The sequence below is a fragment of the Burkholderia sp. KCJ3K979 genome, from assembly GCF_016759955.1.
Lineage (GTDB): Bacteria > Pseudomonadota > Gammaproteobacteria > Burkholderiales > Burkholderiaceae > Burkholderia > Burkholderia orbicola.
Window position 1 is genome coordinate 1 of sequence record NZ_JACFYV010000085.1, and the last position, 24,904, is coordinate 24,904.

Annotated in this window: 18 protein-coding genes and 2 pseudogenes; 6 read left to right on the forward strand and 14 right to left on the reverse strand. The window is 64.9% G+C overall.

Annotated elements, in window-relative coordinates:
- Both H3O04_RS19145 and H3O04_RS19150 read right to left on the reverse strand, forming a co-directional pair.
- The coding region (locus H3O04_RS19145) for a bifunctional alpha/beta hydrolase/class I SAM-dependent methyltransferase (protein WP_202588257.1) at positions 1 to 1,350 on the reverse strand (1,350 nt) is incomplete at its 3' end.
- A gap of 59 nt (positions 1,351 to 1,409) precedes the next feature.
- The gene (locus H3O04_RS19150) at positions 1,410 to 2,015 is read right to left on the reverse strand and encodes a CDP-alcohol phosphatidyltransferase family protein (protein WP_023475563.1); all 606 of its coding nucleotides are present in this window, start codon (positions 2,013 to 2,015) and stop codon (positions 1,410 to 1,412) included.
- A gap of 123 nt (positions 2,016 to 2,138) precedes the next feature.
- Between H3O04_RS19150 and H3O04_RS36170 the strand changes: the two genes are divergently transcribed.
- From H3O04_RS36170 to H3O04_RS19165, 3 genes are all read left to right on the forward strand, one after another.
- Positions 2,139 to 2,381 (forward strand): hypothetical protein, encoded by a 243-nt coding sequence (locus H3O04_RS36170; RefSeq protein WP_237666352.1) that lies wholly within the window; start codon positions 2,139 to 2,141, stop codon positions 2,379 to 2,381.
- 102 nt (positions 2,382 to 2,483) lie between these two features.
- Positions 2,484 to 3,116 (forward strand): lysophospholipid acyltransferase family protein, encoded by a 633-nt coding sequence (locus tag H3O04_RS19160; protein WP_012328301.1) that lies wholly within the window; start codon positions 2,484 to 2,486, stop codon positions 3,114 to 3,116.
- A gap of 39 nt (positions 3,117 to 3,155) precedes the next feature.
- Positions 3,156 to 4,085: a phosphatidate cytidylyltransferase gene (locus H3O04_RS19165; protein ID WP_012328300.1), complete on the forward strand. Its 930-nt coding sequence runs from the start codon at positions 3,156 to 3,158 to the stop codon at positions 4,083 to 4,085.
- A 227-nt stretch (positions 4,086 to 4,312) separates the two neighbouring features.
- On the opposite strand, the gene H3O04_RS19170 is transcribed toward H3O04_RS19165, so the two are convergent.
- The 4 genes from H3O04_RS19170 to H3O04_RS19185 form a co-directional block, all read right to left on the reverse strand.
- The gene (locus H3O04_RS19170; RefSeq protein WP_202588258.1) at positions 4,313 to 6,088 is read right to left on the reverse strand and encodes a ShlB/FhaC/HecB family hemolysin secretion/activation protein; all 1,776 of its coding nucleotides are present in this window, start codon (positions 6,086 to 6,088) and stop codon (positions 4,313 to 4,315) included.
- A gap of 72 nt (positions 6,089 to 6,160) precedes the next feature.
- On the reverse strand, positions 6,161 to 6,463 hold the full coding sequence (gene imm45 / locus H3O04_RS19175) for an Imm45 family immunity protein (RefSeq protein WP_202588259.1): 303 nt from the start codon (positions 6,461 to 6,463) through the stop codon (positions 6,161 to 6,163).
- A 140-nt stretch (positions 6,464 to 6,603) separates the two neighbouring features.
- Positions 6,604 to 7,074 carry a hypothetical protein gene (locus tag H3O04_RS19180; protein WP_124477496.1) on the reverse strand — a complete coding sequence of 157 codons (471 nt, stop codon included), beginning with the start codon at positions 7,072 to 7,074 and terminating at the stop codon, positions 6,604 to 6,606.
- A complete protein-coding gene (locus H3O04_RS19185; protein ID WP_202588260.1) occupies positions 7,071 to 16,061 on the reverse strand; it encodes a two-partner secretion domain-containing protein in 8,991 nt (2,996 codons plus the stop codon). The genes H3O04_RS19180 and H3O04_RS19185 overlap by 4 nt, the downstream gene beginning before the upstream one ends.
- 212 nt (positions 16,062 to 16,273) lie before the next feature.
- On the opposite strand from H3O04_RS19185, the pseudogene H3O04_RS19190 reads away from it, so the two are divergent.
- Positions 16,274 to 16,459: pseudogene (locus H3O04_RS19190) on the forward strand (phosphatidate cytidylyltransferase); the annotation flags it as partial.
- A gap of 42 nt (positions 16,460 to 16,501) precedes the next feature.
- Here the strand turns inward: H3O04_RS19190 and H3O04_RS19195 are convergent.
- The 5 genes from H3O04_RS19195 to H3O04_RS19215 all read right to left on the reverse strand — a co-directional run bounded on the left by H3O04_RS19195 (position 16,502) and on the right by H3O04_RS19215 (position 21,423).
- Positions 16,502 to 17,305, reverse strand: coding sequence for a hypothetical protein (locus H3O04_RS19195; RefSeq protein WP_011545153.1), 804 nt, complete (start codon positions 17,303 to 17,305; stop codon positions 16,502 to 16,504).
- A gap of 51 nt (positions 17,306 to 17,356) precedes the next feature.
- Entirely contained in the window at positions 17,357 to 18,112 is a 756-nt protein-coding gene (locus tag H3O04_RS19200; protein ID WP_334031518.1) for a hypothetical protein, read from the reverse strand.
- Positions 18,113 to 18,415: 303 nt separating this feature from the next.
- On the reverse strand, positions 18,416 to 18,727 hold the full coding sequence (locus H3O04_RS19205) for an AtuA-related protein (protein ID WP_202588261.1): 312 nt from the start codon (positions 18,725 to 18,727) through the stop codon (positions 18,416 to 18,418).
- On the reverse strand, positions 18,727 to 20,085 hold the full coding sequence (locus tag H3O04_RS19210; RefSeq protein ID WP_202588262.1) for an acyclic terpene utilization AtuA family protein: 1,359 nt from the start codon (positions 20,083 to 20,085) through the stop codon (positions 18,727 to 18,729). Before H3O04_RS19210 ends, H3O04_RS19205 begins: the two co-directional genes overlap by 1 nt.
- Before the next feature lie 39 nt (positions 20,086 to 20,124).
- Complete coding sequence (locus H3O04_RS19215; RefSeq protein ID WP_202588263.1) at positions 20,125 to 21,423, reverse strand: CitMHS family transporter; 1,299 nt, start codon at positions 21,421 to 21,423, stop codon at positions 20,125 to 20,127.
- Positions 21,424 to 21,520: 97 nt separating this feature from the next.
- Here H3O04_RS19215 and H3O04_RS19220 point away from each other — a divergent pair, with 97 nt between their 5' ends.
- On the forward strand, positions 21,521 to 22,417 hold the full coding sequence (locus tag H3O04_RS19220; RefSeq protein WP_202588264.1) for a LysR family transcriptional regulator: 897 nt from the start codon (positions 21,521 to 21,523) through the stop codon (positions 22,415 to 22,417).
- Positions 22,418 to 22,454: 37 nt separating this feature from the next.
- Here the strand turns inward: H3O04_RS19220 and H3O04_RS19225 are convergent, their stop codons facing one another.
- Both H3O04_RS19225 and H3O04_RS19230 read right to left on the reverse strand, forming a co-directional pair.
- Complete coding sequence (locus H3O04_RS19225) at positions 22,455 to 23,045, reverse strand: flavin reductase family protein (RefSeq protein WP_012328294.1); 591 nt, start codon at positions 23,043 to 23,045, stop codon at positions 22,455 to 22,457.
- Positions 23,046 to 23,177: 132 nt separating this feature from the next.
- Positions 23,178 to 23,603 (reverse strand): VOC family protein, encoded by a 426-nt coding sequence (locus H3O04_RS19230; RefSeq protein WP_006481570.1) that lies wholly within the window; start codon positions 23,601 to 23,603, stop codon positions 23,178 to 23,180.
- Positions 23,604 to 23,715: 112 nt separating this feature from the next.
- On the opposite strand from H3O04_RS19230, the gene H3O04_RS19235 reads away from it, so the two are divergent.
- Entirely contained in the window at positions 23,716 to 24,606 is an 891-nt protein-coding gene (locus H3O04_RS19235) for a LysR family transcriptional regulator (protein WP_202588265.1), read from the forward strand.
- Between the two features lie 15 nt (positions 24,607 to 24,621).
- On the opposite strand, the pseudogene H3O04_RS19240 reads toward H3O04_RS19235, so the two are convergent.
- Positions 24,622 to 24,904: pseudogene (locus tag H3O04_RS19240) on the reverse strand (hypothetical protein); the annotation flags it as partial.

A 24,904-nucleotide genomic window follows, 5' to 3' on the forward strand; every position in this document is an offset into this window, starting at 1 on the left:
GGCCTCGACGTTCGGTGGGCTGTAGTCGCGCAGCGTGATGTCGTCGGGCGCCGCGCCATCGCGCTCGGCGGCCAGCGCGATCGCATCGAGCACGTAGCGCCCGTGGCCGGCGGCGATGTCGACGATCCGCACCGGCGTGCCGTTCCCGCGCAGCCGGCCGATCGCCGCGCCGATCAGCTCCTGCAGATGCAATTTGCGCTGGCGGATGCCGACCCAGCCCGGCGAATCGAGATACGTGCGGTCGATCAGCGCGCCGATGCCCAGCCGCCCCTGCGCGCGGTTGCGGTACACGTAATCGAGCGTCGAACCCGAATCGAAGCCGAGCCGCAACCCGAGCGCGATGCCGTCCGACAGCGCGCCGCCGGCTTTCAGGCCGGCGCGCGTGAGCGCCCAGTACGCCCGTGCGAACACGTTCGCCGGCGGCCGGGAGAGCGCCGCGTATTCGTCATGGAACGCGCCGCGTCGATCGGCATCGGCGAGCGATACGCGCGGGCTCGGCGCATCGAACTCGCGCAGCACGAATGCACGCAGCGGCGCGAGCGCCTGCGCGCGGTCGCGCTCGCCGAGCGTGTCGTGATAGAAGCCCGGCAGCACGATGCGCTCCTTGCGCGCCGCGCCGAGCCGCTCGAAGAAACGGTCCTGCGGGCCGCGATGCACGACCCAGTCGGCGCCCGAGATCAGCAACAGCGTCGGCACGGTGATCGCGGCCGCGTCGGCGACGATGCGCTGCGCGGTATCGTGCAGGTCGAGCAGCATGTTGACCGCGATCGGCCGCGTGATCAGCGGATCGGACGCGTAGCTCGCGATCCGTTCGGGATCGTGCGTGAGGAATTTCGGCTTCACGTAGCTGTTCACGTAGAACAGCCCGCGCAGCTTGTGCATCAGCCGCAGCCCCGGCCGCGCGAACGGCACGTAGAGCTTGATGTGGAATGCCGGCGACGCGACCACGAGCGCGCGGATCGGCGGCGCGTAGTCGTGCACCCAGGTCGCCGCGAGCACCGCGCCGACGCTCTGGCCGACTACCGCCATCTCCTCGATCGCGATGCCGTGCGTGTCGCGGATATGCTCGACGAAGGTCTGCAGGTCGCGCACCGATGCGGCCGCGCTCGGGCTGTAGCCGCGCGCGCCCGGCGAGCGGCCGTGGCCGCGTGCGTCCCACGCGAAAAACGCGAAATCCGGCAGGTCGAGCTCGTCGACGAGGTGCGCGACGCGCGCCGAGTGTTCGTGCCCGCGATGCAGCAGCACGATGGCGCCACGGCAGCGTGCGCCCGTCGCGGGCCAGTGACGATAGAACAGCGTTTCGCCGTCGTGCGTGATGAAGTCGGCCTCGCGGGCCGTGCGTGCGCTCATGCGATCTCTCTCGTTTCGTTATACGTATCGTGTGGCGCCGCCCTCCGGCGCCCGGCCCGTCAGCCGCCCGCTTCGGTGATCCCGGCCCGGACGCGCCGCACCACCGTCACGATCGACAGCACGATCAGCAGCCGCCACAGCCAGGCGGCGACGCTGCCGACCGGCAAACCGAAGCCGATCCACAGTGCGAACGCGCCGAGGGCCAGCGCCCGGTCGCTCTTGCCGAACGGGCCGTCGTAGCGGCGCGTCGCGCCGACGAGCGAGCCGATCAGCCCCGCGCATTCGACGATCACCGCCGTCAGCGCGAACAGCCAGACGTCCGCCGGAGCGAACGCGGGAATGGCGAGGAACGGCAGCACGAGCGCGACGTCCGACACGATGTCGCCCAGCTCGTTCAGGTAGGCGCCGAGCGTGCTCTTCTGCCCGTGCTCGCGCGCGAGCATCCCGTCGATCGCGTTGAGCGCCATCCGCGCGAACAGCCACAGCGGGATCAGCAGGAACAGCGCGCGGGCGAACACGCCGAGCCCGGCGAGCGCGCCGACGACGATCGAGCCTCCTGCCGCGAACAGCGTGACCTGGTTGGCCGTGACGCCGCGTTCGGCGAGCGAATCCGCGAATGGGCGCAGACGATTCTGGAATTTGGGTTTGAGTGCGTAGAGGCTCATCGTTTCGTATTCATTTTATTCGTGCGGCACGGTCGGATACGTTTCCCGCCGCCATGCCCCGGGCGGCGAAACGGCCTGCGTCGACCTGGATTGAACGGCCCTCATCGTCGCCGAGCGGCCTCGATGCGTCAAGCCTGCGGGCCGGTCCGCCCGCGCGGCGCCAATCTGGCGTTTTTCGGCGAAACTCGCGATAATCCGCTGGCCCGATCGCAGCGAGATCCATTCGAACTGCAGGCGGGCACTCGTGCAACAGCCGATTATCACGCCGCCGACCGGCGCACTCGCCGCGACGCGACAGCGTGCGACGGCGAATCGTCCGATTATCGCGGACCTGCGACAGGCAGCCACGAATTTGAAAAAATTTAAACAAGAGCCGTCCGGCGCGCATCCTGCCGCGCCGGCATTCCGGGGTTCCGCCCGCCGCGCATGCGCAGCGGGCCGGGCATGCACGCAGGAGGCCACACGCCGATGAACATCCTCAACGTCTGGCAGCGCGACTTCCTGCTGTCCATCGTGCGGCTCGTCGCCGGCGCGTATCCGGTCTGGCATCAGGCGCCGCCGTCCCCGACGCAGAAGATCTATTTCTCGAACCACACGAGCCACATCGACACGCTCGCGATCCTCGCCGCACTGCCGCGCGACGTGCGCGCGGTCGTGCGGCCCGTCGCCGCGCGCGACTACTGGGACAGCAGCGACCTGAAGCGCCACATCGCGCAGAAGCTGCTGAACGTCGTGCTGATCGACCGTCATCGCGAAAACGGCGGCGACCCACTGGAGCCGGTGCGCGACGCGCTGCGACAGGGCCACTCGATCATCATCTTCCCGGAAGGCACGCGCGGCGCCGACGTGTTGCCGCAGCCGTTCAAGAGCGGGCTGTTCCATCTCGCGACCGAGTTCCCGGACGTCGCGCTCGCGCCCGTCTACCTCGAGAACCTGCAACGCATCATGCCGAAGGGCGCGATCTGGCCCGTGCCGCTGATCTGCAAGGTGCATTTCGGCGCGAACGAAGCACTCGGCGCTCAGGAAGACAAGCCGACGTTCCTCGCCCGCATGCGCGACGCGGTCATCGCGCTCGCGCCGCCGCAACGGCCGGCCGGCTGAACGCGGCGCGCCCCCTTCTCCCTTTTCCGGATACCAACCATGCGAACCCTCTTCTGGGAACTGGTCGCGGGCGTCACGGGCGTGCTCGTCGTCGCGACCGTGATCGGCGCGATCCTCGGCGCGCGCAGCGGCGGCACCAGCGCGACCATCGTCAATCTGAACCAGCGCATCCGTGCGTGGTGGGCCATGATCGCGATCATGGCCGTCGCGATCGGCCTCGGCAACAACGTCACCTACCTGGTGTTCGCGCTGCTGTCGTACCTGACGTTGCGCGAATTCATCACGCTTACGCCGACCACCGCGAGCGACCATACGACGCTCTTCATCGCGTTCTTCATCGCGATCCCCGTGCAGTACCTGCTGCTCGGCATCAACTGGTACGGGATGTATTCGATCTTCGTGCCCGTGCACCTGTTCTTCGCGATGTCGCTCGTGTCGGCGCTCACGCAGGACACGCGCGACTTCCTGAGTCGCAACGCGAAGATCAACTGGGCGCTGATGGTGTGCGTGTACGGGCTGAGCCACGCGCCGGCCGTGCTGATCCTCGACATTCCGCGCTACGCCGGGCAGAACGCACTGCTGCTGTTCTTCTTCCTGTTCGTCGTGCAGATCAGCGACGTGCTGCAATACGTGGTCGGCAAGCTGTTCGGACGCCGCAAGATCGCGCCGCAGCTGTCGCCGTCGAAGACGATCGAGGGCTTCGTCGGCGGCGGCCTGCTGGCCACGCTGTGCGGCGCGTCGCTGTATCGCGTGACGCCGTTCAGCTTCGGCGCGGCGTTCGGGATCTCGCTCGCGATCGTGATCGCCGGCTTCGTCGGCGGGCTCGTGCTGTCGGCCGTCAAGCGCTCGCTCGGCACGAAGGACTGGGGCTCGATGATCGCCGGCCACGGCGGGATGCTCGATCGCGTCGACTCGATCTGCTTCGCCGCGCCGGTGTTCTTTCACTTGGTGCGCTATCTGTATGTGTGAGGCGCGGGCGGTGCTACGCCGCCCGGCGTACGCCAATACTTGTCGCCGATCTAGCACTGTGCCGATTGTCCTGCCGAAGCAGCACTGGCAAGCCGGGCATTCGAATATCGATAGCCTGCCAACTGTTCGCGAACACGACTGCTACGATCTGCGCGGTCAGAAACGGTCCCCGATCCTCGTCGGCATTTTGAATCCATGAAGTGCCGAGCAGCTCGATCGAATATTCATCAAAACTGGGCCGTCAGCTGGAACCCGAGCGTGACCCGGTTCGTTGGAAAGCCGGACGGCTTGTACACCGGCGTACCGGCGAACAGGTCGTACCCGTACCCGCCGAAACGCGTCGCGACGCTCCCCTTCACGCCGATCACCGCGCCTGCCAGTTGCGTGCCAACCAGCGCGACCGGCTGCGGGCCCCATACGCGGCCATAGTCGAGGCCCGCGTAAACTGCCGTTCCCGTCTGTCCGATCGGCGCCTGGAGCTCGTTGCGCCAGTAGAATCCACGAGAAGCCGCCAGCATCGTCTCTCCATCGAAGCCGCGTACCGTGTAGCGGCTGCCGATCGTCAGGTCGTCGATGTAGTAGAGGGTGTTGCCCGTGTACTGGCCGTGGAATGTCGTGACGAAGCGAAACGGCTGCTGCGCGATCGCGAACGGCACCGACAGATTCGCGTCGAGCACGGCCATCTTGTAGCGGTAGGTCGGGCCGCCGTCGGCCGCCAGCATGTCGTCCTGCGCGCCGAATGCGCCGATGCCCTGCCGGTACGCGAGCGTGCCGTCGAATTGCGCGTTGCCGAAATAGTGGCGATCGGTCAGGCCGAACTCGACGAACGTGTTGTTGCGGCGCTGCTGCGGGATCTCGGTGTCCTCGATGAAGCTTTGCCCGAACCGGCGCGACAGCCGGAACTGCGCACCGAACACGTCGTTCTGGCTGCGCGACAGCACGCGGTTCAGCTTGAAATCGACCGTCTTCGAATTGCCACTCGCAATGAACGTCTGGTTCACGCCGGCGATCTGCTGGTAGTACGTGCTCGTGTATGCGGAGAGCGTTGCGGTCCAGTAGCCCCACGGAATCGAATAAAAGCCGTTCCAGCCGTGCGAGCCGAGGCGCTTGTCACCAAATTCCAGATCCTGGCTCACGCCGACGTTGAAAATGTCGTTCAGGCCGAGCGGATTGTCGATGCCGAGCGACAGGTTGCCCTGCAGCCGGCCGGTCGCCCGCGTGCCCGAGTTGTCGATCGAGGCGACAACCGTCCACGGTTTGCCGCGCTTCACGTCGAGCACGACGTCGCTTTCGCCTGGCACATCGGCCGGCACGATCTGAATCGATACGTCCTGGCTCGATACGCGCTTCATCTGTTCGAGGCCCTGTTCAAGCTCGCGCAGGTTCAGCAGCTCGCCGTCGCCGGTCGGAAAGGCGGTCTTCCAGGTGCCACGCAGTTTTTCCTCGGCGAAGCGCACGTGGCGGATTACGCCCGGAATCAGCGAAAGCTTAAGGGTGCCGCTCGACAGATCCTGCTCCGGTACGAGCACGCGCGTGGTGACATACCCACGCGCAAGGATCGCTTGTGACAGACCCTTGACCAGCACATCGATACCTTGCTTGCCGACGCACGCACCCGAGTAATGTTCGAGCCATTCACGTGCGAACGCGAAGCGATCGAGCGGCAATGCCGAAGCGCCTTGCGCCTTCACTGCGTTGGGCAACGTATCCGGTACGTCCAGCGCGAATCGTTCGATCCGAAAACAGGGCGTATCGGCCGGAATCGCAGGATATGCTTCGACACCCGGCACCTCGGAACGAACCAAAGGCGCACGCACAGCAGCGTCGCGCTGCTGCGCGTCGCGCTGCTGCGCCTCGCGTTGCTGTTGCGCCTGGCGGTCCTGTTCCGCGTTCGCGCGCGCGGCGGCGGCCTGTTCGGCCGGTGATGGAACTTGTTGAGCCTGCACGGCGACCGACATCAAGGCGGCGAACGGCACAGTCGCTAGCCGTTTGACTATTTTCATAGTTGAGGTCTAGTTCTTCTTATTTATGGTAATCAAGTTGCACTTGGTGTCAATTACCTCTGTCGATTGCAACTACAGTTCCTGGGCTTCGAGGGGCGCACGAACTTTCACATCTTGCACATGCCCATCTGGCCAGACCCACATGGTCCAGTTTGCAATTAGCCAGCTCGCCGACAGCTCCGTTTGCGCGGCTTCCGCAGGAAATATAACGTAGCAGTTGATGCCGGCCTTATACCCCGTGATGGCGATCAATCCAAAGCGCCCCGACTTATCAGGCGCTTCACAAACCATCATGACGACCTCGTCCTCAAACGATTGACCAGCCGGAAACTTGAGGAGTGCCCCTCGCGAAATCACGGTGTCGGTGTATTCCAAAAGGTCTTTCCATTTTGTCATTTCACCCTCAGACCGAAGAAATCATGGCGCTCTTGACATTGCCTACCGCGCCGAGCATCAACTAGAGATTCTGCGTATAGAGTTCAATTTTTACCATTCAGCAATGCGGCCATTGATTTTCACAAAACGCTGCTCATCAATATGGCCTCTGGATATTTATTTATCTCGCCTGGATCGATAAATTTCTGCCCGACGCGATTTAAATGAAATCGAAACGTGCATACCTCACCAAAATCATCATCCTCCTCATAGGTCAGGATAACGATTGCCTCGTCCCCGAATTTCCCCCTCCAGACCTCAGAGAAATAACTAACGAACCCCATGGCACTCCCGAGGACATTTTCCTCGCAGTAATCTTCAACGTGGATTTTGTTGACTGCGCACTCATACCCTGTCAAATCGCCATAAGCCCGAATCAAGAATTGATCGGATGGCAGACTCGTTTCTTTAAAAAAAGAAGAAAATAAAATGCACTCGCCAATTCGCACGAATCCAGCATTTAGAATTTCTTTGAGCCCATCTGGCACGCCGACTTCAACCGCCGACTTCCGTTGAAGGAGAAGGTGCATCTTGTCATTCATGGCATTCATCGCTTCGCTCCAAGATAACCGGTTAGCGCCTTATCAATTGCCTTCGAGAAGGACGAATCCTTCATCAAATTTTGCACACTCTTCGGGGCCAATTCGCCAGTTTTTTGATCGAAAAACACTTGCGAGTTAGGATCATAATAGTACTTGGTGCCGTTGGCATCTTGATAGTGAATCTGTCCCGGGCGCACGCCGGGAGCAGGATTTTCCACATCAATTCTTTCCTGACCGCTACCTCTCCAAATGGATTTGCTTGCGGTCTGTGTGCCATTTGCTCCTAGCATCTCTCCTTGATACTTGGTTGCGTCGATCGTTTTTTTCAGCGCTGCCGCATCTCCGGCTGCGACGGCTTCGGCCTCGGTTGCACCGCCTTTGCCAACCTTTCTGGTTGCAAGCATAGCGGCGAGAAGCTCGATATCAGGTCCCAGCTGATCACCTTGGATATACGGCAGCCGGAATTTGTCGGCAGAGATATAGCCGGGGTCGCCGGGCGATGCAAAAGGTCCACCGTTCGGGGTGTTTACGACCACTTCGCCAAGGCTCACCAAGCCATTCCAAGCACCCGCGACGAAATCTGCCCCGTTGTCGAGGAACTGGCTTCCGGTGCCACCCTTGCCCTGACCGTTGCTGTTGTTGCGGTTGTACAGGTCTACATTCGCCGCCGCAAAGGCCCCGGAATTCCCGCCCACCAGCGCACCCGCACTGGTTGCAAGCACGTTGGCCAGAATGTTCCCTGCCGTCATCCCGGCATTCGTATCACCAGTCGCACTTGCGATCGAATCTGCGACGCTGTTCAACTTGCCGGCTAATGCGGCGGACAGTCCGGCTCCAGCCGCCCCCGCCAATGCATTGCCGCCGCCGAGACCCACGATCATCGCACCGCCCGCAGTGTGCAGCGCGACCCGGTTCGTGCCGCCTTCGTCCCAGCTTGCCGCTTCCTGACGATACTGAGCCGCGAGTTCCAGATTTCCATCTTCTGCGGCCTTCTTCGCCGCCTTGTCTGCCGCGTCGCGCTTGTTGTCTGCATATCGCCCGATCTGCGTCGCCACCGCTTCGCCGGCCGCACTGGCTGCGTTCATCATGTCGGCTTGATTACCCAACAGATTCTGCAGATCGGGCGTCTTCGACACAGTGCCGTTCGTGTTCGATGTATCGCGGTTCAGGCCGGCGAGATCCTGCTTTTGGTTGGCGGTATCCGTAATCGTGACGGTGCCTGCGCTCACGCCGCTCTTCGTCGTCGCCGATTCGCTGCCGCTATCGTGCTGGCTCAGCATCGGCGTCACACCGCCAGCGTTCGGTACCGATCCGGCGCCAGTCGCCTGTGTCGGCACACCCATCGAGGCGCCTGCGGAGAAGCCGCTGCTCGACGCACTGTAATTAGCGTGGTTCTGGATGTCGGAGTAGGCGAGCGTCCCGGTCGTCAGATGGTTGTTGGACGAATCGGCTGTGCTCGCGATTACCGCCCCCTTGAGATCGGTATTGCCCTTCACGTTGACATCGAAGCCGCCATCGCCAGCCTTGATGCCGGCTTGCTCAGCGACACCCGCATAGTTGCCATTCGCGTCGCCGTGCTGGCTACTGAAGTTCGCGCTACCACCCCCTTGGCTGATCGTGAAACCGCCGCCGGAGCTATTCTGATGCGCCTCGCTGACCGTGGTGTCCTGCACGCTGGCAAGGTTCAGGTTGCCACCGACGTCAGCGGACACATGCTTGCCGCTGACGGTCGCGCCGATCACGTTGGTGTCGCCAGCCGAAACGATCGACACGTTGTTCGTCCCAGTGATGTGCGTGTTGTTTTGCATCACCGCATCGCTGTTTCCATCGCCGTGGGCTTTCGCCATCGAGGCCGACACACCGAAACCTCGCGTCGTCAGTTGTACGCCGACGCTCGCACTGCCCGATTCGTTTGTACTGCGAGTCGAATCAGTATTCGTCGTATTGACGAGGTTCACCTGATTCGCGGCATTCAACAACACGTTGGATGCAGTGACGTCCGAGCCGGCGATCGTCACATTACCTTGGCCCTGGTTCTTGTCGCCTGTCGCAATGAATGCGGCCGTGCCGCCCGCCACCACTTTCGAACCGGTCTGCGTCGTCTGGCTTTCGGAGAACGTGCTCTTCGAGTGGCTCGATCCGACGCTGACCGAAATACCGATGTCCGCCCCCCCCTTAGCAGCCAGGTCCTGTGCGACACCAGCGGTTTGACCCGCCGCGGCGATTGCGTGCAGCGCCTTTGCCCGACTGTCCTGACTGCCGCCAGCGGATTGTGCCTGTCCGACCGCACCTTGTACCGCTTGCGCCAGCGTGCCCGCCAGACCGACCGTCAGTCCGCTTTGCTTCGTCTCATGGCTCTCGTTATGGCTATATGAGCCAGCGGCCGCGTCGATGGTGATGTTCTTTGCAGTTCCCGTCACGTTCTGCGCTGCGATTAAGTCGCTGCCAGTCACGTGCAGATTGTTGCCGGCCGTCACGCTCAGGTTGCCCTTCAGCGAGCCAATTGTGCTGCCGGTATTCGTCACGGTCGACGTTTGCTGTTTGTCCGACTGCGAGCGCGAGCCTACCGTCACCGACGGGCCGCCACCCGACATCAGACCGGATTCCTGTTTCCGGTAATAGCTCGACGACTGGGTTGTGTCCTGCGACGTCGTGATACGAACATCGTGCGCCGCCTGCAGGGCGACATCGTTCGTGCCGACGATGTCGCTACCATTGACGCTGATGTCCTTCCCGCTGACGATATTGACACCGTCAGCTGACACCGTACTGCCACGACTGACCGTCGACGTTTGATCGATACCGCTGGCGACCTTCACGCCGCTCACGACATTGCTATGGCTGTGGGTCTCGTGCGGATTCAGCTCGTGCGTCTCGGTTGCAGCGCCGACATTCACGTCGCCAGCCGCCAGCAGGTTCGCGTTGCCCTTGTCGAGGCTGATCGCGCTGCCGGAGAGCGTAATGTCCTTGCCCGACACGATATTGACCGTGTCGCCACCCTTGAGCGTCGTGCCGGTCAACGCCTGATCGGACGTATGCAGCGTCTCGGCGTAGCTGCCGTGACTATCGCTACCCGAACTGTTGCTGTTCACCGTCGATGTCGTGCTCGCCGCGCCGAGCGTTACGTTGCCCTTGGCCGCGATCGTACCGCCCTGGCCGAGGTCGATCTGCGCGCCCTTGGCCGTCAGGTCTCCGCCGACGCCGATGCTCGACTGTCTACCGACCGTCACCGAGCTGCCGGTGACCTTGTTGATGTCGGTGTTCGACACGCCGTTCGCCCGCTGCACGATCTTGTGCTCGCCCGTCTGCACCGCACCGAGATCCCAGTTGCCGCCGACCTTCATCCCGAGATTGCCGCCGACCGACAGGTTGCCCGCGTTCTGCTGGAAGTTGCCGCCGGTGACGATCGACGCATTGCCCGCGACATCCAGTTTGGCGGTTGGCCCGAGCGTGGTGACCACGCTCGTCGCACCGTCCCGGCTCACGCGTGTATTCGTCTTCGTCGCCGTATCGAGAATCAGGTCCTTGCCGGCATCCAGTTGCAAACTGCCAGCCTTCACGTTCGCCGACGTCAGATCAATGTTGTTCTCGGTCTTCAGCGACATCAGCCCGCCGCTTTGCAGCGCGCCGAACGCGTTGTCGATCTGCTTGCCCTGGATCGCCAGCGTGTTGTCCGCCTTGATCGTGCCGCTGTTCGTGAACGACTGTGCGCTCTGGAAATCGATGTTCGTCGCGCTGATCAGCGGGCCGTTGACATTCTGCTGGTTCGCCTGCGCGAGGTACACGACCGGCACGAGCACCGACTGCCCGTCGACCACCCGTGTTTCCATCATGATCACGTTGCCGGTCAGCTTCGACACCTGCTCGGCCGACAGGCTCGCGCCCATCGGCAAATCGAGCGACTTCGACAGATCCGCACCTGCCGTCATCAACGACTGGTACATCGTTTGCAGATCCGCGTACGGCCCCAGCACCGCCTTGCCGGTCAGCGCCGTCACCTGATTGCGCACGAGCTGCTGCTCATAGAAGCCGTCACCAAGCCGCTTCGGAATATGCGTGAGATCGACGCCGAGCTGCCCGAAGAAGTAGTCGCTCGAAATGAAGTTCTTTTGGTTCGTGAACGCCGGGTTCGTCTCGATCACGTAGTTCGCATTCGGCGCGGTCGTCGGCCGGTACAGGCCACCTTGCGGAATCGTGAGGTTGTTCAGCACGTTCAGCGCCGTCGCACTGGCGATGATCGGATCGACCGGCGCCGGTGGACCACCGTGCACGGACGATGCACCCGATTTTGCGCCGCTGGCGTTGCCGCTCAGGGTGGTCGGCGTAAGCCCCGGCACCGACTGCCCCGGCAACAAACCGAGCGGCGGAATTGATGCGTTAGCCGCCGTGTTGCTGACGCTGACACCCGTGCCCGAAATCGTGCCGTTCGAACTTATCGTCGAGAAGTAGCCGGGCAGCGTGTAATCCTTGATCGACGCCGGCGCCGCCTGCGTATAGCCACCCGGACGCCCAGTCACGAACGGCGCGTTGCCGAACGGCAGTTGCCAGTCGTGTTCGGTGTTGTCGTAGTTGTTGTAGTGATACTGCCCCGAGTAGGAAACCGTCACGCCCGGCAGTTTCTGCCCGGACGCCGCCCAGCCGTCGGCGTCATAGTGCGCCGGCATCTTGATGTCGCCGACCGCGGCGATGTTGCTCCAGTAGTTTTGCAGCGTGCCGATCGACGACGCATCGATCTTGCCGCCCGACACGATCTGCGCGGCCGGGCTGATGTCCGTTACCGTCGTTGCCGTCGCGCTGTCCGCGTAGTAGGTCGTGAACTGATACGTGCTGTTCCACTGACCGCCGTGAGGCGGCTCGGTGTAGACGCCGCCGATGCTGTCCGGATCCTTCACGCCAACCTGGCCAGTACGGCCGCTGATCGGAATACCGAACTGGCCGAGCAGCGATGGATCGATCGAACTCGTCGACGTCTTCATCACGCGGCGCGTACTCGTGATCTTGTCCGCGTGCAGTTCCATGTCGCCTTCGGACTGAATCAGCGCTGACACGTTGTTGACCAGCGCGGCGTTCATGTAATTGCCGCTGGCGTCCTTGCCGCCTGCCAGCACGACCTTGCCCATGCCGAAGATCGCCGTCGTCGCCATCGAATCGGTCGCGGTCGCGTCATCGCGGTTTTCGATGTCGTGCGCGAGGATTTCCAGTGTACCGTTGCTGTCCGATGCACCGATCAGCGCAGTCGGCCCGAGGTTCGAGATCGTATTCGTCGCGTTGAGCGAGGCACTGGCGCCCACGAGCGCGCCGGTATTAATCAGGTTGGTCGATTGCGTGTGCAGCAAGCCGCCAGCAGTCAGGGCGCCCACGTTGACGATGTTGCCCGCGTTGACGCTCAGGTTGTTGACTGATTGCAGGTTCGCGTTGTTCGTGAAAGTGCCGGGCAGCGTGAAGGCAAGATCGTGACCGACGTTGAACTGGGTGCCGGCCGTCGCCGTGTAGTCGCCCTGCAGATTCACGTTCGCGTCGTGCGTTGCGCTGTAGGTGCCGCCACCCTGCAGCGTGGCCGCCGTGACCGACAGGTCGTGCGTCGAGCTGATCTGACCGTTCGTGTTGGTGATCGCACCGGTCGTCGTAACGTCCACGTCGCCGTTCGAATTCGTGACATTGCCGATCGTGCCGCCGCTGTTGTCCAGGGTGTTGCCTTGAACATGCAGCGATGCGCCGCTGATCTGACCGCCTTGCGTGTTGCTGATCGACGCGGCGCTGACCGTCACATCGCCGTTGCCGGTAATCGCGCCCATGCCCGCTACGCCGCCGGCGTGACTGTTGGCGATCTGGCTGCCGCCTTGCACCGTCATCTTGCCCGCGCCGAGGTCGACAATGGCGCCGTCCGCGTTGTCGATCGAGGCCGATTGAATGGCGAGCGTGCTGGTGTCGCCCGCAACCGATTGCCCCGCCTGGATGTGGCCACCTCGGTTTGATAGAGCGCCGCCGTTCTGCAACGACAGCGACGCGTCCGATCGCAGCAGGCCCTGCGCGTTGTTCACGTCACCCGCAATCGTGGCGTTGAGGCCACGCTGTGCGGCGAGGATACCGCTCGCATTGTTCCAGGTAGCCGCGTTGACGATGGCTTGTCCCTTCGTCACGATGGTGCCAGCCGCGTTGTTCAGCGCGCTGGCTCCGTTGCCCGGCGCGATCGTCAGCGTGCCCACGCCGGCATGCGTAATGGTGCCGCCTGCGTTGTTCAGCTCGGCCGGCGTGAGCGTCAGGTCCGTGCTGTTGGTCTGGATCACGCCGGCGGCCGAGTTGTCGAGTGTGCCGCTGACGTTCATCCCCATCGCCGACGATCCATACTGGGTGATCGTACCCCCGTGGTTCACGAGGTTGGCAGTCGTCAGCGCAAGCTGATTGGCCTCGAGCTTGCCACCGCTGTTGTCGAGCGTGGAATCGGCAGTGACCGACAGGTTCGGTGCGACGATCGAGCCGCCCTGATTCGTCATCGAGCCCGTTCGGATCGTTGCATTCGTGCTGGCGCCGATCTGACCGCGATCGTTCGACAGCGTGCCGCCGGTGACACTCACGTCGGTGTTCGACAACAGCTTGCCGCTCGCATTGTTCAGCGTGCCCGCGACGGTTGCCGTCAGTCCGTTCTGCGCGTTGATCGAGCCCGATGTGTTGTTCAGCGCGCCGGTTTGCGCGACGACGCGCCCGTTGCTCGCGATCGAACCGCCTACGTTCGACACCGAGCCTGAACCGCCGCCGAGCGTCAGCGTGCCGGTACCGGCATGCGTGATCGTGCCGCCATCGTTGACGAGCGCGGCAGGCGCGAGCATCAGATCGGTACTGTTGGTTTGCAGCGTGCCGCCATTCGAGTTGTCGAGCGTGCCAGACACGTTCACGCTCATCGCACCGGCGCCGGTCTGCGTGATCGTGCCGCCGCGGTTCACGAGGTCGGTCGTGTTCAACGACACTTGGCTCGCCTGCAAGGTGCCCGCGCTGTTGTCGAGCGTTGTTCCACTGATCGTTGCCGTCTGGCCGGCGATCGAGCCGCCGTTGTTGACCAGGCGCGCGCCCGCGTCGACGGCCACCTTTTGCGCAGCCTGCAGCGTGCCGCTGCCGTTGTCGACCGACTGGCCCGATACCCGCAGATTCGTGTTGGATGTAATCGCGCCGCGATTGACAACGTTTGCGCCCTGGACCGACACATCGCCGTTGCCGCCGATCACGCCGCCTTGCGCGCCGTTCGCAGTGGTGCCCGCCGCATTGGTCAACTGGCCGCTCGCCGTCACCGACAGGCCATCACCGTTGAGCGACGTAATTCGGCCCGCCGTATTATCCAGCGACGCACCGGCCACCGTCATGCCAGCCGCGCTTTGCAGGGTGCCCTGGTTGTTCGCGATGGCGCCGCCATGCACGTCCGCCGCGCTCTCGGATACCAGTTCGCCGGACTGGTTGGCGATCTGGCCGGCCACGTTGACCGACAGCGGCCCCTGCGACGAAACCTTGCCGCCCTGGTTCGACAGATTGCCGCCGGTCAGCGTCGTGCTCCCGCCGCTCGACAGGTTGCCGTGATCGTTGATCACGGTACCCGATGCATTCGCTTGAATAGCGCCTTGCGCGCTCGTCGTCGCGTTCGACAGGTTCACATCGCCGGCCGTCGCGTTCAGCGACAGATTGCCGTTCGCCGCCGTCTGGCTGCCGGCGAGATTCACGCTGGCACCCGTCAGCGACGCATTGCCGCCCGCCACATTCTGGCCGGTCGCGGTCAGTTGGCCCGACGCACTCAGGTTCAGGTCGCCGCTGTGCGTGACGGAACCGTCGTTGTTCACGCCGGCGCCGAGCGTGCCGGTCGAGTTGACGCTGCCAGCGTTGACCGTTGTATTTTGCTGCGCTGCGAGCGTGCCGGTGTTCGTAAGATCGGCGCTTGTGCTGGCCGACAGCGATTGCTGCGCGTACGTGGTGCCGCTATTCTGGATGCCGCTGGCGGCCGACAGCGCGAGGTTGCTGCTCGCGGTCGTCTTGCCCGTGAGCACGAGCCGGCCATCCGATTGCAGCGTCAAATCGCCTGCCTGCGCCGCGATCGTCCCGGCATTCGCGACGCCCACGCCTGCGGAGTTGCCAACCAGAAACACCCTATTGGCATACATGCCACCTAACTGAGCCACGTCAATCGCGACAGCCGGGGCAGGACCGTCGCCGGCAATCTGCGTCGCGGCAAGCGTGTCGTGATTAACCTGATTCGTACCGGCAATTACATTGAGATTCTTCGCGTAGACCGACGCGTTCACCTGTACCGCGCGGGCGATAATGTCTACCTGATCGGTACCGGTCGCATTCAAGCCAGCACCCGTGACGGTCACGAGCCCGCGGTTGACGTTGTATCCGGCGAGCGAGCCATCGGCGCCGTAGTACGGCACGCCAGTCGTCAAGGTTGCGCGGCTGGTATTCAGGAAGGTTCCGCCGTCCACGAAGATCCCGGACGGATTCGCCAGGATGAGTTCCGCGCGAGCGCCTGCTATCTCCAAAGCGCCGCGAATTTGAGAGGGGTTCGGACTGTTGACCTGGTTGACGATGATCCGCGCGGCCTGCCCGGCACCGTAGTTCGGGTTGCCGTTGATCCAGCCCGCCTGCTGGGTCTGAACCATCGTGGCCGAGTTGTTCAGGATCGCGCCAGCCTTTTGTACGTCGAACTGATTGTAGGTGTTGACCGATACGCCGGCGCCCGAAGGCTTGGCCACGTTGACCTGAGGCAAGCCGTTCGGCGTCTGGATCACCTGCGTGCTGGTGCCGGGCGTGGGGATGATCTGCGCATCGGACAGGGTGGGTAACATGCCGAGCGCCGCGACGCCCGCCATCACAACGCCAGCGCCAGACGTCGACGATCGCCGCCTCGCGCGCACCTCACCCGTTGCCGACTTCCCCTCGGCCGTCGCCGTCTCCGAAACGGCCACCACCATACCCCGAAGCCTGGAAAACACCAGGCGGTGCGTATTCTTGTTCATTCTCACTGACGCGGCCCGCGTCCGTTCGTTTGATTATTGAACGCGAGCTTACCGAAACCCTTGCGAACGACTGTCAAATATTGCCAAGCTGTTGAAGGAGAACCACAAATCCCGTATTTCGGACCTGTCTAATTGACGTGCACTGACGTACGACTTAGAAAGCCACCAATCGAACGAGAAGTCTCTACATCCCACGCGAATTGGCTGTTTTAATTTCGCTCGCGATCGTGATCGCCGGCTTCGTCGGCGGGCTCGTGCTGTCGGCCGTCAAACGCTCGCTCGGCACGAAGGACTGGGGCTCGATGATCGCCGGCCACGGCGGGATGCTCGATCGCGTCGACTCGATCTGCTTCGCCGCGCCGGTGTTCTTTCACTTGGTGCGCTATCTGTATGTGTGAGGCGCGGGCGGTGCGATACCGCCCGTTCCTGCGCGCCACGGATCAGTACCCGTCGCGCAGCGCCTTCGGCACGACGTAGCGGCCGCGCGCGGCGTCGAACTTCACCGTGTAGCGTGCGTGGATCGCCTTGTCGCCGCGCGTACCGGTTTCCGTGACCATCAGCGGATAGACGTCGCCCGTGCCGGTCGTGTCCGGCGCGATCTCGAAGCGACGTTCCTCGCAGCGCGCGCGAACATGCGCGCATTCCGTCGACTCGGCATTGTCGAGCGCCTCGTCGATGCGCGCCGCCGCATGCACCAGAGAATTGCCGTATGGCAGCCAGATCGAACGAAAGCGTTGCGTGTAGCCCTGCCGCGTGTCGCTTTCGCCGATCACGAACCCGAACAGGTGCGGCCCGAGCCGCTCGATGCGCACCGTGCCCGGTTCGCCTCGCTCGCCCGATGCGATCTCCGTTTTCTTCGCGATCGGTTCGAGCGTCCTGCCGTCCGGCGAAGGCTGCAGCACGTACAGGTCGATCGCGCCCGGTGTCGCGTCCGAATCCATACCCGGCATCCCGTTCTGCACCGCTGCCTCCGTCTCGCCGCACATCGCGAGCAGCGTGCGCGGGCCATCCGCGGTCGCCACGCGCAGCACGCCGCACGGCGAATGGATGAAATCGCCCTCGTCCGCCTGCCAGCCCTTGCGGTCCGCACGCCAGTCGCCGTATGTGCCGTGGATGAAGGTTTTCAGTTGACGGTCGGGCTGGGCCGGCTCGGCGGCATGAACGGGCGACAGCGCGGCGAGCGCCGTGAGTGCGCCAAGGGCGGCGAGCGGCTTAAGACGGCGGTTCCGGTTCTGGAGGGCCATGACGAGATCAGTTCGGATTGATATGTGGCGAATTGTTGCAGACTCAACGGATCAAGGTTGCCGGGGCGCGATGCCGATGCCGTCCGGCTTCAGCCGCGCGGTGCGCACCCACCCTTCGGCGATGCCGCGTGTACGCGGATTCAGGTAGACGATCGACGTGAAGCGGCCGTACTCGGTCCGCGCATCGACGTGGTCGTGCTCGACGATGAAGAGCCCATCGATCCCGCATGCGTCGTCCGGTGCGGAAAAGAACGGTAGCCGCCCGTTGCCGATGACGACGCGCTCGGCGTCGCTGCCCATCACGTAATCGCCTTGCGCCTGCGCACGGCGGTTCAGCGCATCGCAATCGACGGCACTCTGTACCGGCGTCGCCGATACCGCGCACGTCGCCACGAAATGCGACAGCGCGCGCCGGTCGATCCTGAGCACGTCCGGCCGATCAGGATCGCGCGTGACGTCGAGCGCTTGCATCGCGTGCGTATCGAGCGTCACCCAGCCGACCGTCGCTTCGCGATTCGGCGTGCCCGGATGGTCGGGGCTCGTGAACAGGCGGATCCGGTAAACGTCGCCGTTGCGCTCCTCCACGGCGGCATGGATGTCGCGCCGGGCGAACGCGGTCTGCGGCAGTGCAGGCACGATCAGTGCCGTCAGTCGTTCGTTGCACGACGACGCCGGCGCGGCGGCGGCGACCTGCACGGCCAGCGAGCCGACACACGCGAGCGCGACGCGCACCGCGATGGCCGCGCACCGGCTTCGCCGTCCGGCCCCGCCCTTCGCGCCGGTCGGCGTTACGATCTCGTTCTTCACTCCAGGCTCCGTTCGGTACGCGCGGGAATCGACCCGCGAGGCCGTAGCGTACACGCAGGCGCGACGAACCACATCCACCGACACCGGCGATGAACCTGAAGCGCGACATCGTCCAGCTTGCCGACCGCGACGGCGACACGCACGACAACCTGCTGCACGATCCTCGACTATCGTCGGAATCAGCACCTGCACGTCGCCGGCGAGCGCATCGCGCACGCGGACAGGCATCGCGAACTGCTGATCCCGTGAGTCCGAATGTGAGTGTGAACGCGCGCCCGGTTGACTATGCACACGGTCACGCCGTCACGCCGGATCGGGCACCTCGATCGCCAGCAACGCCGAACTGACCGACTTGCCGTGCGCGTCGAGCGCGAGCGAGCGCGTGACGCCGCCGCCGAGCGCATCGCGCAGCACGAAGTTGAACGCACCGAGCGCCGGCAATTCGTGGCGCACGACGTCGCCGTGCACGATGCCCGCGAGCCACGCCTTCACCGTTGCCGCCTCCAGATGTGCACACAGATGGTCGTAATGACGCGGATCGTGGCAGATGACCGACACGTTCAGCGTATTGCCCTTGTCGCCGGTGCGCGCATGCGCGAGTTCACGCAGTTGCATCAGGCCTCCACGAATGAAAACGACGGCGTCACGGCCGCGCGCGGTAGCAGCACCGACTGCACGGCGATCACCTCGCGCGTCGACTTGAACGCGCCGCCGCCGCCGGCCGGCCCGTTCGTATAGAGCGTCTCGACTTCGTTGCCGATCCGCGCGGCTTCGGCGGCGTTCGCCGCGCGGCCGGCCACCCGCACGCGTACTTCACTCGGCTCGCCGCGCACGGCCGGCGTCGCGTCGCCATACAGCGAGTCGACGCCGATCAGGTCGAAGCGCAGCTCGCTCGCCGCGACGCCGGTCAGCGCGAGCCGCTCGCGAACGATGTCGAGTGCCAGACGTGCACGCGCGAGCGCGCCCGGGCCGCCGTACGAAATCTGGCCTTCGCCGATCCAGCCATCGACGTAAGCCACCGACACCTTCAGCGTATCGGGCCGCGCGGTGCCGCGTCCGCCCGTCACGCGCACGCGATCGGCCGCCTCCTCGGCAACCGTCACGCGCGTGAAATCGGCCACGACGTCGGGCTGCAGATACCGCGCCGGGTCGTGAATCTCGTAGAGCAGCTGTTCCTTGCAGGTCGCCGCGCTCACGCGGCCGCCCGCATGCGGCACCTTCGTGATCACGACCGAGCCGTCGGCCGCGACCTCTCCGATCGGGAAGCCGAGCCGCGCGAGATTCGGCACGTCCTTGTAGCCGGGATCGGCGAAATAGCCGCCCGTCACCTGCCCCGCGCATTCGAGCAGATGGCCGACGACGGTCGCAGCGCCCAGCGTGTCCCAGTCGTCCATCCGCCAGCCGAACGCATGGATCAGCGGCGCGGCGAACAGCGACGGATCGGCGACGCGCCCGGTCAGCACGACGTCCGCGCCGGCCGCGAGCGCGTCGACGATCGGCGCGGCGCCGAGATACGCGTTCGCCGACACGATGCGGTCGCGATACGCGGCAACGTCGTCGCCCGATTCCTCGAAACGGAACGCGCCGCGCAGCACGACGTCGAGCACGTCGTCGCCTTCGACCGCCGCGACCTTCAGCCCCGCGATGCCGAGCGATTGCGCGATCTGCGCGGTACGCCGTGCGGCCGCGCGCGGATTCGCCGCGCCCATGTTCGACACGATGCGCACGCGTTTTGCCGCCGCTACCGGCAGCACCGCCTGCATCCGCGCGTCGAGCAGCGGATCGTAGCCGAGCGCCGGATCGTTGCGGCGCGCCTGCTGCGCGATCGCGATCGTGCGCTCGGCCAGGCATTCGAAGACGAGGTAATCGAGTTGCCCGTGTTCGGCCAGTTCGACCGCGGGCTCGATCCGGTCGCCCGAGTAGCCCGCGCCCGCGCCGATGCGCACGCGCCGTTCAGGTTGCTTTGCTGTCATGTCCGTACCGTCGTCCGGCGAGCGCATCGCCGGAAAAAATCAAAACACGCCGAGCACGACGCACGCGATCGTCATCACGATCGACGCGCCGAACAGCAGCGGAAACGTGAACTTCTGGTGCTCGGCCAGTTCGATCCCGCACAGCCCGACGACGAGGAACGTCGCCGGTGTGAGCGGGCTAACCGGAAAGCCCGTCGTCATCTGGCCGAGCAGCGCCGCTTGCCCGACCTGCACGGCCGGCACACCGAGCTGGCCGGCCACTTCGGCGATCACGGGCAGCACGCCGAAGTAGAACGAATCGGGATCGAACAGCATGCTGAGCGGCATCGACGCGAGGCCGAGCGCCACCGGAATGTGGCCGGCCATCGACGGCGGCACGAAGCCGACCGCCGCCTGCGCCATCGCCTTCAGCATGCCGCTGCCCTGCATGATCCCGGTGAACACGCCCGCCGCGAGCAGGATGCCGGCCATCATCAGCGCGGCACGCGCATGCGCGTCGATGCGCTTTCGCTGCATGTCGACGTCGGGGTAATTCACCATCAGCGCGATGCACAGCCCGACCATGAACATGATCGCGGGCGGAATCTTCTCACCCATCACGACCATCGTGCCGAGCACGACGAGCGTCAGCACGAGGTTGAACCAGAACAGGTGCGGCCTGCGCAGCGCCTGCTCGTCGGGCATCAGCTCGCGTTTCGGCAGCGGAATCGACGCATCGTCGCGCGACAGGCCGAGCCGCTTCTCCTCACGCCGCCCGAGCCAGTACGCGACGCCGAACACGAACACGAGCCCGATCGCCTGCACCGGAATCAGCGGATTGAACAGCGCCGACACCGGCAGGTGCAGCGAGGCCGACGCCCGGATCATCGGGCCCGTCCACGGCAGGAAGTTGATGCCCGCGGCCATCGACACGGCGGCGGCCAGCACGCGGCGGTCCATCTTCAGCCGGTCGTACAGCGGCAGCACCGCGGGAATCGTCACGAGAAAGCACACGGCGCCCGAGCCGTCGAGGTGAATCAGCAGCGCGAGCAGCGTCGTGCCCATCACGATGCGCGTCGGCCGCGTGCCGACCGCGCGCAAGATCCGGTCGATGATCGGGTCGAGCGTGCCGGCGTCGGTGATCGTTCCGAAATAGAGGATCGCGAATACGAACATCCCGACGACGGGCGCGAGCCCCTTCAACCCGTCGATGACGAACTTGCTGGTGTGCAACCCGAAGCCGCCGAGCAGCGACGCGGCGATCGGCACGATGATCAGCGCGACGAGCGGCGACATCCGCTTCGACAGAATCGCGGCCAGCAGCACGACGATCGTGCCCAGCCCGAGTAACGGCAGCATCCGTGTCTCCTACCTTGTCTTTTGTTGGAGACGAGCGTAAGGTCGGCGCAGCGATAGCACAATTGAAATGATTTGATCGCAGCAATCACGAATCGTTATGGATCTGAATCTTCGCGACATTCGCGCGTTCGTCACCGTCGCGCACGCCGGCAACTTCACGCGCGCGGCCGCGCGGCTGCATCTGTCGCAGCCGGCGCTGACCGTGCAGATCCGCCGGCTCGAGGACATCGTCGGCGCACGCCTGTTCGACCGCAACAGCCGCAGCGTCGCGCTCACGCAGACCGGCCGTGAGTTGCTGCCGCTGTTGCAGCGCTCGCTCGACGACATGGAGCGCGTGCTGCGCGATGCGCGTGCGCTCGGCGAAGGCGCGAGCGGCACGGTGCGGCTCGCATGCCTGCCGACCTTCGCGTCCAGCATGCTGCCGGAGTTGATTCAATCGTTCCGGCACGACGTGCCGCGCGCGGGCTTCGAGATCCGCGACGGCGTCGCGAGCCTCGTCACCACGCTCGTGCGCAACGAGGATGCCGATCTCGGGCTGACCGGCGGCGATACGTTCGATGCGTCGCTGGAGGTGCTGTATGCGGGCGCCGACCAGCTCGTCGCCGTGTGCCCGAAGGATCATCCGCTCGCGCGCAAGCGCCGTGTCGGCACCGCCGACGTCGCCGGCGTGCCGCTCGTGCTCACCGCGCAAGGCACGAGCGTGCGCAGCGTCGTCGATGCCGCGCTGGAAGCGGCCGGCTGCACGCCCGACATCGCGTGCGAACCGACCTACATGATGACGGCGGTCGCGATGGTGCGCGGTGGCCTCGGCGTGACGATCCTGCCCGCGACCGCGCGCGAGGTGCGCGCCGAGCCCGATCTCGTCGTGAAGCCGATCGACGATCCGGCGTTCGTGCGGCCGATCGCGCTCGTCGCGAAGCGCGGGCGCACGCTGCCGCGCGTCGCGCAGGCGTTCGCCGACCTCATGCTGGCGGAATTGAAAAAGCGCGCATGAAGCGCGCTCTGGTGAGGAATGGCCGACCGTCCGACGCTTACTGCGCGTCCGGATCGACGTCGACATGGAGCGATTCGCCGATCGCATAGAAATTGCCGCCCGCGATGTAGTGCAGGCTGCGCAGCGCGGGATCGGCCGATTCGAAATACCAGTGGCCGTCGCGGAACACGCGCGTGTCGGACCACGCGGCGACCACCTCGCCGATGAACAGGTCGTAGGTCTGCTGGTTGTGCGGCTCGGGAATCAGCCTGCACGCGAGCCAGCCCGAGCAGCCGGCGACGAACGGCAAGTCGTGGCCGTCGACGTCGAACAGCGTGACGCCCGCTTCGCGCAGCTTGTCGGGCCGCTGCGCGAGGCTGTGGCTGCCGACCGCATGCGTGAGCTGCAGTTGCGCGGCCGTCGGCACCTGGATCACGAACGTGCCGCTGCGCTCGACGAGCTCGCGCGTCTTCGCGGATTTGTCGAGCACGACCGTCAGCTTCGGCGGCAGGAAATCCAGCGCGCACGCCCAGGCGGCGGCCATCACGTTGTCGACGCCGTCGTGGCGGGCCGATACGAGCACGGTCGGACCGTGATTGAGGAGACGGTAGGCCTTGTTCAGCGCCACCGGCGCGATGTGACTGTCCATACGGGTTCCCTGGAAAACGGCGCGCACGGACGAATGCCGTGCGGCGCGGCGCCGGTCGCCGCACCTGCGCACGGCCGGGCCGCAGGCCGCATTCTCGCACTCAATGTCGATCGGCGCTGGCGCCGCGGCCGGTCACTTCGCGAACAGCTGGCCGATGTCGCGGAACGCCTTGAATTCGAGCGCATTGCCGCACGGATCGAACAGGAACATCGTCGCCTGTTCGCCGACCTGCCCCTGGAACCGCACATACGGCTCGATCACGAACGTCACGCCGAACCCGCGCAGCCGCTCGGCCAGCGCTTCCCAGCTCGCCCAGTCGAGCACGATCCCGAAATGCGGCACCGGCACGTCGTGGCCGTCGACCGCATTCGTATGCGCGCCTTCCTGCGACGCCGTTTTCGGATGCTCGTGGATCACGAGCTGATGCCCGTAAAAATTGAAATCGACCCACTGCGCGCTCGAGCGCCCCTCTTCCAGCCCGAACACGCGGCCGTAGAAATCGCGCGCGGCCGGCAGGTCGTAGACCGGAATCGCGAGGTGAAACGGGGAAAGACTCATGATGGCCTCGTGAAGAAACGCTCGCGTGACGCGAGAACGGCATCATGGTAGACAACGCCGAGCAAAAATTAAATCAATATATAGTTTTGCGATTCACAAATGGAATCGATGAATGATCCGCGAACTGAAGACCCTCGTCGCCGTCGCCCGGGAAGGCACCTTTGCCGCCGCCGGCAATCGTATCGGGCTCACGCAGGCGGCCGTGAGCGCGCAGATGCAGCGCCTCGAGGTCGAGCTCGGCTTCGCGCTGTTCGACCGGCAAGGGCGTTCGGCGCGGCTCAACGAGCGCGGCCATCACGTGCTCGACCAGGCGCAGGCGCTGATCGGCCTGTACGAGAACCTGAGCTCGACCGCGCCCGGCTCGCCGGCCGCCGTGCGCGTGACGATCGGCGCGATCGCGTCGGTGCAGAGCGCGCTGCTGCCGGCCGCGCTGGCCGATTTCCATCGCCGCCAACCCGCGTGCCGCACGCGCGTGATTCCGGGACTGTCGATCGAGCTGGTCAACCGGGTCGACGCGGGCGAGATCGACATGGCCGCGATCATCCGGCCGCCGTTCGCGCTGCAGAGCGACCTGCACTGGACGACGCTCGCGCGGGAGCCGTTCCGGCTGATCGTGCCGCGCGGCGTGAAAGGCAAGGACTGGGCTGCGCTGCTCGCGAACGCGCCGTTCGTGCGCTACGACCGCGCGTCGTTCGGCGGTCGCCAGGTCGACCGCTTCCTGCGCAAGATGCATATCGCGGTGCGCGACACCTGCGAACTCGACGAGCTCGACGCGATCGTCAAGCTGGTCGAGAACGGCGTCGGCGTCGCGATCGTGCCGCAGACCGCCGTATATCGCCGCTGGCCGGCCGGCGTGCGCGCGATCGACCTCGGGCATCACACGTTTCACCGCGACATCGGGCTCGTGCATCGCGCGCGGCGCACGATGTCGGAGCCCGCGCAAACGCTCGCGCAACTGATCGAAGCAGCATCGCGGCGGCGTTCACCACCGCCGGCCGCGTGAGCGAAGCGTGGCGGCTCAGCGCCGCCCGGCCGCCCAGTCCACCGCCGCGTCGAACAACGCGACACCGGCCGGCGACAGGTTCGTGAACGTGTCGTTGTCGAGGAAGAACATCACGCGGCGCGCCGGCGCGAGCGTTTCGTAGTCCATCGTCGCGCCCTTCTCGTACGCGAAGATCGCGGCCTTGTCGGGTTGACCGTAGACGGTCGCGATCGTGATCGCGCCGAGCCCCGGCTTGCCCCAGCTCATCGGCGCCTGCTTGCCGTACGCGTTAATCGCGCCGGCCGGCAGCCCGGCCGCG

Excerpts from the sequence above, each read along its gene's own strand:
- H3O04_RS19205 (WP_202588261.1), bottom strand. The coding sequence starts at position 18,727 with ATGCAACTGCGTGAACTCGCGCATGCGCGCACCGGCGACAAGGGCAAT.
- H3O04_RS19170 (WP_202588258.1), bottom strand. The coding sequence starts at position 6,088 with ATGAAAATAGTCAAACGGCTAGCGACTGTGCCGTTCGCCGCCTTGATG.
- H3O04_RS19230 (WP_006481570.1), bottom strand. The coding sequence starts at position 23,603 with ATGAGTCTTTCCCCGTTTCACCTCGCGATTCCGGTCTACGACCTGCCG.
- H3O04_RS19235 (WP_202588265.1), top strand. The coding sequence starts at position 23,716 with ATGATCCGCGAACTGAAGACCCTCGTCGCCGTCGCCCGGGAAGGCACC.
- H3O04_RS19180 (WP_124477496.1), bottom strand. The coding sequence starts at position 7,074 with ATGAATGCCATGAATGACAAGATGCACCTTCTCCTTCAACGGAAGTCG.
- H3O04_RS19210 (WP_202588262.1), bottom strand. The coding sequence starts at position 20,085 with ATGACAGCAAAGCAACCTGAACGGCGCGTGCGCATCGGCGCGGGCGCG.
- H3O04_RS19185 (WP_202588260.1), bottom strand. The coding sequence starts at position 16,061 with ATGAACAAGAATACGCACCGCCTGGTGTTTTCCAGGCTTCGGGGTATG.
- H3O04_RS19215 (WP_202588263.1), bottom strand. The coding sequence starts at position 21,423 with ATGCTGCCGTTACTCGGGCTGGGCACGATCGTCGTGCTGCTGGCCGCG.
- H3O04_RS19225 (WP_012328294.1), bottom strand. The coding sequence starts at position 23,045 with ATGGACAGTCACATCGCGCCGGTGGCGCTGAACAAGGCCTACCGTCTC.
- H3O04_RS19165 (WP_012328300.1), top strand. The coding sequence starts at position 3,156 with ATGCGAACCCTCTTCTGGGAACTGGTCGCGGGCGTCACGGGCGTGCTC.
- H3O04_RS19195 (WP_011545153.1), bottom strand. The coding sequence starts at position 17,305 with ATGGCCCTCCAGAACCGGAACCGCCGTCTTAAGCCGCTCGCCGCCCTT.
- H3O04_RS19150 (WP_023475563.1), bottom strand. The coding sequence starts at position 2,015 with ATGAGCCTCTACGCACTCAAACCCAAATTCCAGAATCGTCTGCGCCCA.
- H3O04_RS19160 (WP_012328301.1), top strand. The coding sequence starts at position 2,484 with ATGAACATCCTCAACGTCTGGCAGCGCGACTTCCTGCTGTCCATCGTG.
- H3O04_RS19220 (WP_202588264.1), top strand. The coding sequence starts at position 21,521 with ATGGATCTGAATCTTCGCGACATTCGCGCGTTCGTCACCGTCGCGCAC.
- H3O04_RS36170 (WP_237666352.1), top strand. The coding sequence starts at position 2,139 with ATGCGTCAAGCCTGCGGGCCGGTCCGCCCGCGCGGCGCCAATCTGGCG.